The 13,070-nt window shown below is 53.5% G+C and carries 10 protein-coding genes; 9 read left to right on the forward strand and 1 reads right to left on the reverse strand.

What is annotated here, in order from left to right:
* The first annotated feature begins 127 nt into the window (after window positions 1–127).
* The 9 genes from VV869_RS05355 (at window position 128) to VV869_RS05395 (ending at window position 10,797) form a co-directional block, all read left to right on the forward strand.
* Entirely contained in the window at window positions 128–733 is a 606-nt protein-coding gene (locus tag VV869_RS05355; RefSeq protein ID WP_337733946.1) for a hypothetical protein, read from the forward strand.
* Window positions 734–813: 80 nt separating this feature from the next.
* Window positions 814–1,383, forward strand: a complete 570-nt coding sequence (locus tag VV869_RS05360) for a sigma-70 family RNA polymerase sigma factor (RefSeq protein ID WP_337733947.1) — start codon at window positions 814–816, stop codon at window positions 1,381–1,383.
* The gene (locus VV869_RS05365) at window positions 1,376–2,068 is read left to right on the forward strand and encodes a ChrR family anti-sigma-E factor (protein WP_337733948.1); all 693 of its coding nucleotides are present in this window, start codon (window positions 1,376–1,378) and stop codon (window positions 2,066–2,068) included. Before VV869_RS05360 ends, VV869_RS05365 begins: the two co-directional genes overlap by 8 nt.
* Before the next feature lie 486 nt (window positions 2,069–2,554).
* Entirely contained in the window at window positions 2,555–3,718 is a 1,164-nt protein-coding gene (locus VV869_RS05370) for a glutathionylspermidine synthase family protein (RefSeq protein ID WP_337733949.1), read from the forward strand.
* Window positions 3,719–3,843: 125 nt separating this feature from the next.
* On the forward strand, window positions 3,844–4,749 hold the full coding sequence (locus VV869_RS05375; RefSeq protein WP_337733950.1) for a LysR family transcriptional regulator: 906 nt from the start codon (window positions 3,844–3,846) through the stop codon (window positions 4,747–4,749).
* Window positions 4,750–4,869: 120 nt separating this feature from the next.
* Window positions 4,870–6,099 carry a DUF3179 domain-containing protein gene (locus VV869_RS05380; RefSeq protein ID WP_337733951.1) on the forward strand — a complete coding sequence of 410 codons (1,230 nt, stop codon included), beginning with the start codon at window positions 4,870–4,872 and terminating at the stop codon, window positions 6,097–6,099.
* Between the two features lie 171 nt (window positions 6,100–6,270).
* Window positions 6,271–7,719, forward strand: coding sequence for a hypothetical protein (locus VV869_RS05385; RefSeq protein ID WP_337733952.1), 1,449 nt, complete (start codon window positions 6,271–6,273; stop codon window positions 7,717–7,719).
* A gap of 230 nt (window positions 7,720–7,949) precedes the next feature.
* Window positions 7,950–9,524, forward strand: coding sequence for a hypothetical protein (locus VV869_RS05390; protein WP_337733953.1), 1,575 nt, complete (start codon window positions 7,950–7,952; stop codon window positions 9,522–9,524).
* Window positions 9,525–9,810: 286 nt separating this feature from the next.
* The gene (locus tag VV869_RS05395) at window positions 9,811–10,797 is read left to right on the forward strand and encodes a DUF3187 family protein (RefSeq protein WP_337733954.1); all 987 of its coding nucleotides are present in this window, start codon (window positions 9,811–9,813) and stop codon (window positions 10,795–10,797) included.
* Between the two features lie 52 nt (window positions 10,798–10,849).
* On the opposite strand, the gene VV869_RS05400 is transcribed toward VV869_RS05395, so the two are convergent.
* Window positions 10,850–12,964, reverse strand: a complete 2,115-nt coding sequence (locus tag VV869_RS05400; RefSeq protein ID WP_337733955.1) for a YjbH domain-containing protein — start codon at window positions 12,962–12,964, stop codon at window positions 10,850–10,852.
* Window positions 12,965–13,070 lie beyond the last annotated feature (106 nt).

The following is a 13,070-nucleotide window of genomic DNA, read 5'->3' on the forward strand; positions in this document are numbered from 1 at the left end:
TCTCAGCGCAAGCGGTAAATGCCACCAAATCGCCTTAATCGATTCATGTCCGAGAAGTTTTCTCTTGTAGTCATCGAACGGCCCTTGCGCTGCGTATAGAGAATAAGACCGCATTGAGGAGAACATTGTGTTGCCTGTCTATTCCCCCCAATACACCTTGCCTTATCTGGTGACCACAGAGCATTTGCTGCCCGGTCGAGAATGGTACTTGTCCGGCAACGGCATTATGTTTACCGAACGTCTGCGGGCTGCAACCCGGGCCGGCGGATTGTGGCTGGTCATGCAAGAGAGCGATGGTAAGGTTGCCGATCAACCGGGCCAGCTTGCCACCCATGCGGCGATCCGCCAGATTGACTGGCTGAGCGGCCCGCAGATCCGGGTTCAGCTCCGGCTGACGCAATGGGGCGTGATCCACCCATCTTCCCGACGTGCGGGCAGCCTGTACTTGTCCGCCACCGTTCGGCCGCTCTGGGCCGCTCATTTATCTTTGCCGGACAACCACCTGCTGCGGCAACGATTCTCCCAATGGCAACAGGAGTACGCCTCGCCTGAACTGTCGGCCACAGCCCATCTCGCCAGTGCTGCCTGGTTGTGCTGGCGCTGGCTGGAGCTACTGCCGTTATCGGTGGCAACCAAGCAACGCTTGCTGCGCCATCCCTCTCCAGCGGTCTGCCTGCGTTATTTGGAGAAAATCATGCGTCAGGGTGATCTTTGCAGCAACCTGTTGCGTTAACTGGGTATGGATCCCAAGCTTGCAGTAGAATAATGATTAGATTCTATCAAACCACGTCAGCAAATAAGGCCAAGGAGCCCATGCAAGACGAAGCAGTACCAGCCACAGAGGTTGCTGATCTGTTGTTCCAGATCGCGCATTTCCGGTGTAAGCAGAGCTATGAAACTCTCTTTAAGTTGATGGCCCCCAAACTGCTGAATTTTTCCCGCAAGCAACTTAGGGATGAGAGCCTGGCGATGGAGGTCGTCCAGGAAACCATGCTGAAACTCTGGCTCAAAGCCCATCTGTATGATGAGTCCAAAGGTGCGGCAATAACCTGGATCTACTCTGTCGCCCGGAATGTAAAGTTTGACCTGCTGCGAAAAATGAAACACCAAAATGACTGGGTGCAAGGGGATGACCTCTGGCCAGTCCTTGCCCAAGAACAAGACGCAACCCGCTTACCTCACGAATTTCATGCCATTGTCAGCCAGGAATTAGAAGACTTGGTGAACACACTCCCGCCGGCCCAGGCCGAAGTGGTCCGGCTGGTTTGCCTGCAAGGCACATCACACCAGGAGGTGGCCGATGCGCTGGGCGTGCCTCTGGGAACCATCAAAAGCCGGCTGCGACTGGCGCTGCAAAAAATGAAGGAGGCTCTGGATGACTGACATTCGTTTCCACCCAAATACCGACATCCTGGCCTGTTACGCGAACGGAACGCTGGACCCGGCAGCCAGTATTCTGATCAATGCGCATCTGGAGCTGTGTCCGCATTGTCGGCAACACGTGGCTCAGTTGGAAGATCACGAAGCGCAATCGCTGGCCCGGATGCCTGGCGAACCCATGACTGACGTGCTATCGGCCATGATGCAGCACATCCTGACTCAAACAGACCGCGACACCACACCGTTCGCCGCTCACCGCGAGCCGGTCTCGGCGTCGAACCCAACACTGACCGTAAACGGCAAGGTGTTTCCGCTGCCCCGGGCATTCAAAGCGCATGCCGATCAAATCGGTCCCTGGACCCGGCTGCCGGGCCATCTGAAACGGGCGCATGTAGCCACGGGCGGTGAGAGTCAGATGAATTTTATCTACATGGACTGTGACAGTGCTCTGCCGCAACACACCCACCAGGGGCAGGAAATCACCCTGGTCTTGGCCGGTGAGTTTGTCGATGAGAACAACACCTATCTGCCGGGTGATTTTATTGTCAGAACGCCGGCACATACCCATACGCCCAAAACCCGGCCGGGAATGGATTGCCTGTGCCTGACCTTGCTGGATGCGCCACTGCACTTTACTTCCGGTCTGGCGACACTGCTGAATCCGTTCAGTCAGCTCTTTTTCCGCTGAATAGGCTCCATACGCGCCCGCGAAACAACACCACCCAGCCCTTCAGCGTTATCATGCGGGTTGGGTGGTGTCCATTCACGACGTAGTTACTGGGGTAATGTCATGTTGTTTTGCCACAACGATCATGACCATCGCCTTTCTTGCCGCACCTTCATTACCTCGTATACATCGTCAGTGCATAAATTAGATTCTTTACTCTAACTCAGCACCCTATACTGGCACGGCATTCCTTCGGGATGTTCGTACCGTGTGTTTCACATTGCTAGCGTCCGCAACTCATTGGTACAGCTGGCCCCTTCCTCCATCACTCAGTAGCCAGGCATTGAAGGGGCCTTTTTCTCACCGCCTTCCCTCACAATTTTGCTCCGAGACCCGCTTCTTGTGATCCCTCCCACTTCTGGCATATGATGCTTCGTCCCGGATATGACTTGCAGGTACACTAACTGCTTGTCATCAAACAGTTTTCAGAGCACATCAGGATCCCCCATGCTTCGAATCGAGAGCCGCGAGCGTCCGCACTGGCGAGAGCAAGCCAAAGAGTTTGGTTTCGGGTTTCATACCATGTACGGCGAACCGTACTGGGACGAAACCGCCTATTACCAGTTCACCCTGGCGCAGATCGAACGCGATTTGGAAGATCCGACCGAAGAGTTGCACCAGATGTGTCTGGCGGTTGTCGAGACCGTGGTGGCAGATGACTACTGGCTGCGCAAATTCCAGATCCCGGAAGCTATGTGGCAGCCGGTGCTCGATTCCTGGAAAAGCCGCGAACCTTCCCTCTATTCCCGACTGGATTTTGCCTATGACGGGAACGGCCCGGCCAAACTCTATGAAAACAATGCCGATACCCCGACCAGTCTCTATGAGACCGGATTCTGGCAGTGGCTGTGGCTGGAAGATATGGTCAACAGCGGCGCTATTCGCCGGGATGCCGACCAGTTCAACCTGTTACAGGAACTGATGATGGCCCGCTTCCAGGCGCTCGCCCGCCAACAACCCGGGCAGACGCTGCACTTTGCCTGCTGCAAAGACACCGAGGAAGATCGCGGTACCGTGCAATACATGGAAGATTGCGCCCGAGAAGCCGGGCTCTCCACCGCTTTTGTCTATATGGAAGATATCGGTCTGAACGGCAAACATGAATTTACCGATCTGCGTGATCGTCCCATTCGCTGGATGTTCAAGCTTTATCCGTGGGAATTCATGTTCCGGGAAGAGTACGCCGATTCTCTGACCCGGGCCAAAGTCAACTGGCTGGAGCCGATGTGGAAATCAATCCTCAGCAACAAGGCGCTGCTCCCATTGCTCTGGCAACAATTCAAAGGCCACCCGAATCTGCTCCCGGCGTACTTCCCCGATGATCGCGGCTTAAGTGAACTGAAAGATTATGTGATCAAACCTATTTTCTCCCGGGAAGGTGCCAATATCAGCATTGTTGAGCGAGGACGACAAACCCTGCGGGTCGAAGGCCCGTATGGGGATGAAGGCATGATCTATCAGGCGTACCACCCGCTGCCGAAATTTAACGGCAGCTACACCCTGATTGGCAGTTGGCTGATCAATGATCAGGCCGGTGGGATCTCCATCCGGGAAGACAGCTCTCGCGTGACTCAGGATTTATCCCGGTATCTGCCGCATATTATTCTATAGCGCCTATTTATGCCTTAATCGCAGGAGAGCCACACCCAAATGCAGATCTGGATGCGGGCAGCACCCCATTCACCGCCGGAAGCGCGAATGGTAGACTACCGCTTTCAGCCCTTAGGATAATGACAATGAATCTGGATGATATGGCGCTGTTCGTACAGGTGGTACAACAAGGCAGCTTTACCAAAGCCGCTGAGTTCTGCGAACTGCCCAAATCAACCGTCAGCCGCCGGATCCGAAATCTGGAAGAAAGCCTCAAGACCCGGTTGCTGGAGCGGACCACCCGCAGTCTGATCCTGACTGAAGTCGGGGAAGCGTTTTATCATAAAGCAACACAGATCCTGGATGATGTGGCGGCCACGGAAAAGGATATTGCACATCGCCAGGGCGATTATACCGGGAAGCTCACCCTGTACGCGCCGGACTGTATTCTTGAGCTTTGTACTGACCATATCGCCGAATTTTGTCAGCAGTATCCCGACATTTCCCTGGTGATTCATTCCAACAGCCAGCCATTATCAGCCATGGCCGACCGGCGTTTTGACCTTCGGATCGACTTCGGTAGCCAGCCGGACTCTTCCTTCATTGCGATCCCGTTAGCCACCGTTCACTATGACTATTTTGCCAGTCCGGGCTACCTGGATACCCATAGGATCCCGCAAACACCGGCAGAGCTGGCGCAGCATCACACCCTGATCATGCACCAGTTCTCATCCCAGCAACTTTCCTGGGATCACCACAACATCGAACTCCCTGCGATGCCGAAATGTACCGCGGATTCTCCTTATGTCTTGCGGGCACTCACAGCCGCAGGGCAAGGCGTGGGCTGCCTGCCACTGTTCATGGCAGTCGACCCGGTCAACAAACAACAGCTGGTCCGCTTATTCGACGGCCAGTATTGCTTTCCGCTCAGTATCTACGGGATTTACCATTCTCGTCGCTTTGTCCCCAGCAAAGTTCGGGTACTGATCAAAGATATCCAGCAATTTCTGCAAGAAAAACTCAGTACGATAGAAGCCCAGTTACCAACGTAATCACGGAGCTCTATATTGTTCCATTTAGTGGCACAACCCTTCTCAGCCAGAGACATTTATCCGCTTTCATCGGGTGATTAAACTCTTCGTCATCCCCTTTGGTCACGAAGAGAATCTCCCATGAAAGATATGTTATCGCCCCATACCAAAAAGAAGGTTTTCTGGATATCGATGCTGATCGCCCAGATCAGTGCTGGTTTCCTGTTTAAAGATTTGGCTGATATCAGCCAGTGGATCATCCAGTCCCCCCGAGAAAGCACCATGTGGGTCTGGTATAACCGCTACCTCTTGGCAACTGTAGGCTTGGCTGCCGTGGTTATCGTGTTCGTCCTGAAATACCGCCAGCGTGATATCATCGGCAACAAGCCTTTCATTTTCCTTAGCTTATTGTTTTGTTTCCACTTTTATAGCGGCATGATCAACCCGCATATCATGATGCGCGCGCGAATGGATAATGGCGTCTTCTTAACCATTGAGCAGGCTGCTAAATATTACGAGCCTGACGAAAGTGTGATTGTGCTGGAGATCAATGGACAAGCGCGGGCGCACTCGGACAAGCAACTGCTGCGTCCCCACGTTGCCGGGAATGGAGAGCTGGGGGGTGAAAATGTCGTCATGACATACTGCGGCCTGACCAACCTCGGCATGGCGTACACACCGGAAATCAACGGGCAAGCACTTGATTTGGCACCGATGAACCAGTTAGAAAACAACCTGGTGATGTATGATAAAAACAGCGGTGAGCCCATCCAACAGCTGTGGGGTCAGAAAGAAGCCGATCGTAATTCCGGCTCGGATGCCAAAATGCGTGAATGGCCGACCTTCCGCATGCCTTTCGAAAAATTTGCTAAGGCTTACCCGGATGGTGAAGTCTTCGTGAATGACTATCTGGTGAGTGATATGAAAGCCAGCTTCTGGGAAAACCCATTCCTGGCGATTTACGACCCAATCATGGAGCTGATTTTCGACCACGCCATTGTGGACCAAGCAACCAACGTCGATCCAACTTTCCCGACGATCAAACATATCGATCCTCGCTTACCAAATAAAGAAATCATCTACGGCCTGAACGTCGGTGATGACTATGTGGCTTATACCGAGAAGTTTGTCAAAAAGCAGACACAACCGATGAACACCACCATCGGCGGACAGAATGTCGTTATCAGCTATGATCATGATTTTGAAAGCCTGGGCATTTTCTACAACCCCACAGGTCAGAAAATTACTGAGATCGACTTTTATGGTCAGACCCAATACGGCAAACTGCCTCGGGTCGAAACCGTAAAAGCCGGTGCCTACTGGATCATTTGGGCAAACTTCTTCCCGGAAACAGATATCAACCGGGTATAATCTGCTGTCAAAATCACAGTGGCCGCAATGGCCACTGTTTTTAATTCCACGCCCCTTAGGGCTTCACCACAAAACGGCCTCACAGCGACAATCCCCACGGCCACTTTCCCTTTCACTAAACTCGCTGTCATCTGCTTAACTTATCTTAGCGCTTTACCAAAAGGGATGATTATGCGCCTGTCGGCCCTGTTCTTTCTGGCTTTACTCACAGCCTGTACCGTATTACCGGAACCGATCCCGGAGACTATTCCGGCGCAACAGCAGATCTACACCCAATCCCAAACGGGATGCCTTACGCTGCTGAGCGACTTTAAACGCACCGTGCAGCAACAAGGCGTGCAGGATGCGCAACTGGTCTGGGACCCGAGGTTTCCCCATTTAACCTTCAACCGCTTCAGCTTATCTTGGTTGTCCGATTTAACCACCCGTGCGCAAAAGCAACAATGGCTTGGCTATGTCGTGCACCAGGCAGCCCTGCAGCGACAGGCCGAATATCAAAACCTGCCGAATAAACGCGGATATGAGGCGGAACAACTGGGGCGGTGTGCCACACAACTCGCGAGTCGAAATCTCTATAATCCGGCCTTCTGGTCCGCCCTGACAACGAACCCGCCCAAGTTTCCTTCCGGTTACTCGGACTGGCAGCGATTCTGGGGTATCTATCCGCTTAGCAAACATCTTGCCCTGCCATCGATGAACAAAGAAAAGCGGCGACTCATCAGCCAGTTTATCCAGCCCGACGAGGGCGATTCGATTCGTTATACAACCACGGATAAACCGGCCCTGACCCAACCAGCCATCCACGCATGGTTTCAACAAGCCAGGCAACAGTCCCCCCTTGCCTGGCCACAACTCACCCAGGCACAGCAGCAACAACTGCTGGCCTACTATATGCCCGTTTTTCAGGTGGCGCCCCGCTCTCGGGATGATATTCCCGGCCAGGCCGAATACCTCGTGCCGGATCGGCCAACCATCAACCCGACCAAGCCAACCGTTTATACCCACATCAGCTTTACTCGTTTCTACGGTCCAACTCTGATGCAACTCAACTACAGCCTGTGGTTTGCCAACCGCACCGCACGGTCATCGTTTGATCCTTACGCGGGCCCGTTTGATGGCGTCCTGATCCGGCTGACATTAGACCCGGACGGAAATCCTTATATCCTCGACAGCATTCATCATTGCGGGTGCTACCACATGGTGTTTTCCCTTTCGCCGGAGCTCCGGTTTGCCCCGCCGGATCATCAGAATGAGTGGCCCATCACCATGTCTGTTTATGCCGGGCAACACATCGATACGCTTGGGATCACTTTTTCTCATGGCGAGCACATGCTCAAAGATGTCCGGTGGCTCCAAACCATGCCCCACGTCCGTCCGCTGACAATGCTGCCCTACCACCGACTGCGCAGCCTGCCGACAACAGAGAACGCCCGGCAAAGTTTGTTTAATCCACAAGGCATGCTGCCGGCCAGTGTTCGAACCGAGCGCTTCTATCTCTGGCCACTGGGTGTGAAATCCCCCGGAACACAGCGTCAGCTCGGCCATCATGCCACGGCATTCATCGGCCAGCGCCACTTCGACGAGCCTTTCCTTTTTGAGACACTGTTCGAAAAGCCCTGATGCCTTTGTCCATGGCATGACACAACAGAGACCGGTGATTGTCTCGAAAACTGGAATCTCCCCTTTGGATCGAATCTCTATACTCAGAATAATCTATCGGCCAAGTAGGAAATTAAGGCCGTAATAACTACCCACTTGGTATTAGGGGCGGGTTTCATTCGCCGATGTTCCACTACGCCTGAACGGCCCGCACGGTACCGACATTCAATCCGTCATATTGAGTGCTTACGATGAAACAGTTCCCGATACTCTTGTTTACGCTCGCACTGGGGCTTGGCTTTAGTGCCATCACCAGCGCACATCGCTATCCCTCCACCCAGCCCCAGCATCACTCAATAATGATGCCGATCACTCCGGAAAAGGGGGCAGTCGTCTTTGAACAGGTGTCATTTGATCTTGAAATAGGCCTTATCGCCGACAGTGATTGGGGAAGATTCCGTGTTAAGCCTGCTCGCCTGCTGGACCGACGAGGAAAGCATCTGGGCTCCGGGTATATCAACGTCTTCCTCTACCCTGATTCCGGCTCGGGTGCACAGCTGCCGTCATGGTCAGTAGATAATCTCTTTGTTGCAGCCCCTGCTGAGACCAAAAATATCCAGGCTCATCACATCAACGCGGCACACCGAAAGTCTTTGAACAAGTACCAGGACCGGTACCCTTTCATGCCACGCCCAATGCCAGCGAATAGCCCAGCCGATGCCAGCATCTATTTCGATTTACGTCCCGGTGAAGATGGTGAAGGAAGTATCCGGCAAATACGGGCAGCGATTCTCTTTTCACCGCAACCTTTACCGACGATCACGGATATCGCGCAATTCGCCGCCCAGTTTCCTGCCCAGGTTTATCCCGTCCGCACAACCAGGATCAATGCGGAAGGTGCCGGGCATGTCGACGGCCGGGTCAGCCCGGTTTCATCCACTATTCCCAACACCCTGTCGCTCGGCAGGCCGCCACAACCTGTTACGCCAACACCCTCCCTGCCCGATGATCTCGACTTTCCGATTCAGGTCATCCAGGCTGATCAACCCAACCTGGATGCAGGCCGGAACCAATGTATTCCGATCGCTCACGCCAATGCCCTGCAATATCTGGAAGACCGATATGACAGCCTGCTACTGGCCTGGCGCGTACCTCAGTTACATATCCGCGGCATCGGCAAAATTAATTCCGCCGGAGATGTGCTGTTCTGGGAGCCTGAACCTGCCAACAGCCTGGTCGCGAACATCGACAGCTATGGTCGCCGGGACAATGTCCAGGATCTCGACACTGGTGGCTATACCAGCTTCTGTGGGTCAATCCGCGGTTTATTCGGTTACCTCGCCGACCCCGTATCCGGATCCCTGGACGCCGCTGCATTTCGCCACCAGGGCAGCAGCGCCTTGGTCCTGGGGGATAATGCCGGCTGTGACAACGGCACGGTAATCATGGATGGGATCACATCGCAACAGGAAGGGCAATTCCCCACCTGGGAATGGATATTTGATGAACTGGCTCAAGGTCGTGCTGTCACGATTCTGTTCAGTTGGTATGACATCGACGGCGAATGGAAAGGCGGCCATAGCGTCCGGGTTTATGGTGCTGCCAAGTGGAATAACAAACATTACATTCTGACCTTGGATGATGCGGTACAGGGGGATAACTTCAGTAACCTCACTTCACCGCAAACCTTGCAATGGGAAGTGGCAGATACCGGCCAACCCGGCATGGCTGGCGTGCCTGACGGGCGTTTGAACATGAACGGGATGAGCTGGGAGATCGACTTTGCGCTCTCTTACCAGGCTAAGCCGACCCTGCTCATTCCTTGAGCGATTTACTCTCGGGCCTAAAGCGGGAGCCCAAACTCCTGCTTTAGGCCCCACCTCGGTGCGGCAGCATTCTCAGAACTAAGCTCGGGTCGCAATACCAAGCAACCGGACCTGCACCTCCTTCACTACACTGAGAACAAGACCTGCGGCAGGCCATCCGAATCAGGCACTTATTTTGAGTGACTTATCGTTTGATTCAGACAGCGGTCAGGCAGCATCCATTATAAAGGGCCCCTCACAGAACGCTTGATGACTGACCCAAGTAAATAACGCAAACGGCAAAGTGATGAAAAAAAGCAGTATCACACTCTATTCGCTCTCCGGACTGGCTGCGGTTGGCTTCCCGGCAACAACACTGGCGGCACCCGTGTCATCCTACGCTGACTATGGTCCCCTGAAAACCTACGCCCAGTCCCCCATTCAGTTCAACAGCCTGACTCCACTCATGCGCAATGGTTTTAGCGATACCCCCGGTACGGTCGAGCTGTATACAACAGCCACCATGGCCAGCGTGTGGGCACATACTGAAGAGTACAATGCGGATTACTATCAAAATGCGTTGTCTATCGGCGGTCAGTGGCAAATCAATGAGAAATGGCTCGTGGCGCTGGATTACACCTGGCGCTTTACGGCCAACAACCACCTGGATAACGTCACCACTTCGTTTCATGATTTTTTCGGGCTGGGACAGAACGGCCGGGACGAGGTTGAAGATCACTCCTTTGATTTGTCCGTGCCGGAGTATGGGATTGAAATCCATGACTTTAACCGTGAAACACTAGGTAATGCCTTCACCCTGTATACCAGCTACCAGCTTCTGGAAACGGAGCGACACGGCCTATCGATAGGGGGCTCCATCTACTATAACTACGTTCCCAGCGGGCCCTTTGAGACCAGCAATTTTGAACAGGCTGTCCAGCTGAATTACGGCTATCGTCGAGACAAACATGCTTTCTACGCCATGCTTGGCCTCTCTTACCGCAACAACGACAACGTGTTGGTTGATATTCCCTACAACACCATCGCTTTGGCGGCAGGGGCAGGATATCAGTATCAACTGACACCCAAGCATCGCTTATTGGTGGAATACCACATCTATGAAGGAACTACCGATGCGGCTTCGGATTTGTCACAACCGTCCAATGAAATCTTGCTGGGTTACCGCTACCACTTCCAGCACAGCGCAATCGAGCTCTCGGTAGTTGAGAACATGTTTAACATGGACAACAGTACCGATATCGCCTTTACCCTGGGCTATCGCTATCGCTTTTGACACCTCGCACACAACAAAAAGCGGGGCCGAAGCCCCGCTCTGTGATGCCGCATTAATCGGCTTTGCCGAGCGCGTACAGCGTATACGCTTGCTTCATCCGCTGCTGTTGCGAGCGGATATAGACAGGCGAGAGGCGATCCCGGTTGAAATAACGTCGCTCGACACTATGTTGCAACTCCGGCTCCCAAATCGCTCCCGGGGTGATCCGGTTATCATTCCCGGAAATCTTGGTGTAGTAACCCCAGCGCCATTCGTCGATCCCGGTCACCTGAACATACTTCGGCTTCATCTCCTGGCGTGGTGTGATCGGGATTTTGAAGTACATGCCCGCATAGTCTTCACCTGCGGTATGGGCTTCAATGATCACCTGAACATCCCCAAACCAATGGTTCGATTTCACCGCCGTGCCGGTATCACCGCGCCAGTACTCGCCATTTTGTACTTCAAGCGCCCAGTCCCATTCCGGTAAATAGTACCGGTAAGACAACAGACGTGGCTCCGCTTCGACCTCGGTATCTTCCTGTTCGTAATAGCCCATTTTGAAAGAAAGTTTGTGTCGGCCACTGGCTGACTGCCAGCGTGACTCGTTCATCCCACCAATATAGTCGCCGTACATCCGACCATAACTAAACTGGGTAAACAAGCCCAGCGGCAATCCGAACGCCTGATGAACCAGAACCCGGTCGACTTCATTTTCATGTTCGCTGATCGGATGCCAGGACACCTGCTCGACATCATCACTCACCGCTAATGGCAACAAATGGCGTACATCCAGGCTCGCGCCCGGCCATAAATCCCAAACCAGGTTGGTCCCCAAGGCCAGCGAATAATCAAACACGCCGAATTCCGTTCCCAGGGTCGAACGCAGGTTCGGAGAGAAATTGATATTCGGGATCCAGGCTGAATTGGCTTGTGCCGGTTTCTTCCACGGAACGGCGTAGTAATCATAGGTGGATACCGTCGAGATATTCATCCCACTGACACTCGGCGCATCGCCCTGAAAATAGTCACGTACCCGCTGAGACTGTGCTCTGATCTTGGTCACCGGAATGCCGTTGTTCAGCAGGTATAAATCGAAACTGCCTGACCAGGCTTCACTGATCATCCCCATCGCGACACCAATCCCATCCACTTCATTGCGTCGATAGCGATTATTTTCCAGCGCAACGCTCAAGTGTTCGCCCTGAGTGGCCACTTTCAGGTGCTGGAAGCCATGCCTGGCCAATCGCGACATGACCACATCTGCAGAATCAGCCAATGCTTCCGCACTGACTTGCGGGGCAACAAGCTCCGGTGCCTGCGGCAACTCTTTCGGCGACTGTGACGAGGCCACAGATTCTGTTTCTGCCGCTAAGCCGGCATCTTCATGCTCCTGCCAGAAGGATTTGGTCCGCGGGACAATGTTTTTTTGCGAAGGCGACAGCGACAAAGGCACTAACAGCTGAACACCCGCATACGCGTTATCACGATTGTCAGTTTCGCTATCCGAGTAAAACTGCCAGATTGCACTCACACGCGAGCGCCACGGCAGCCAGCCATCCAGCGTTGATAACCGAACCCCGGCATTGATCCCGGTGCCGTCATAATCGGTGACTAATTGCATCCAGTCAAACGTCTGCCACTCCAGGCTGCCGAAGCCACCATCCAGGTAAGCGGCCCCCATTTGGTTCGTCTTGCTGCCGCGGCCATAACCAACGCTGATCCGCAGGCTCTTCCAGTCATAGCCGGCCACCAGATACTGGTTATCATGGTGGCTGGCGATGCCTCCTAAATCCTGGGCACCAATCGCGATCGAAAAGGGTGAATCCGGAAACCATGCCGCACTGGAGAGTTTGGCTGAAAACGAAAGATCACTCCCTGCAGTATTCCAACCAACATCACCATGAAATCGCTTGTAGGTATCTTGCGAAACAAACTCAAACCCGGGGAAAATCCCCAATCCCAGCATCACCGTATTATGAGCACCTTGCGAATAACCACGACTGGTATCAATATTGTCCTCAAAGTTCCACCCCAGAGAGATGTCACCAAAGGCCAGGGTTTGCGCATTCGGGGTACGCAGGGCACCAGTAAACCCGGTCTGAGAAAAGTGTGGGACAATTGTCGAATTAGCTTGCCCGCTCAACGGAAGGAGCGTTAACACACCCGCACCTAACCAACGAAACATCCTTTGCTTCGCATTTTGTTCTTTCATTAAACTGCTCACTACAACGTAATTTTATCTATACTCACCCGAAAAAAAGCAGGCTTTCGCCTGCCTTTCGAGGATGGAC

Origin of the sequence: Photobacterium sp. MCCC 1A19761 (assembly GCF_037389125.1) — a bacterium.
Taxonomy (GTDB): Bacteria; Pseudomonadota; Gammaproteobacteria; order Enterobacterales; family Vibrionaceae; genus Photobacterium.

Bases quoted from the DNA above. Each gene is read 5' to 3' on its own strand.
- VV869_RS05370 (WP_337733949.1), top strand. From the start codon at position 2,555: ATGCTTCGAATCGAGAGCCGCGAGCGTCCGCACTGGCGAGAGCAAGCC.
- VV869_RS05375 (WP_337733950.1), top strand. From the start codon at position 3,844: ATGAATCTGGATGATATGGCGCTGTTCGTACAGGTGGTACAACAAGGC.
- VV869_RS05385 (WP_337733952.1), top strand. From the start codon at position 6,271: ATGCGCCTGTCGGCCCTGTTCTTTCTGGCTTTACTCACAGCCTGTACC.
- VV869_RS05390 (WP_337733953.1), top strand. From the start codon at position 7,950: ATGAAACAGTTCCCGATACTCTTGTTTACGCTCGCACTGGGGCTTGGC.
- VV869_RS05360 (WP_337733947.1), top strand. From the start codon at position 814: ATGCAAGACGAAGCAGTACCAGCCACAGAGGTTGCTGATCTGTTGTTC.
- VV869_RS05380 (WP_337733951.1), top strand. From the start codon at position 4,870: ATGAAAGATATGTTATCGCCCCATACCAAAAAGAAGGTTTTCTGGATA.
- VV869_RS05365 (WP_337733948.1), top strand. From the start codon at position 1,376: ATGACTGACATTCGTTTCCACCCAAATACCGACATCCTGGCCTGTTAC.
- VV869_RS05395 (WP_337733954.1), top strand. From the start codon at position 9,811: ATGAAAAAAAGCAGTATCACACTCTATTCGCTCTCCGGACTGGCTGCG.
- VV869_RS05400 (WP_337733955.1), bottom strand. From the start codon at position 12,964: ATGTTTCGTTGGTTAGGTGCGGGTGTGTTAACGCTCCTTCCGTTGAGC.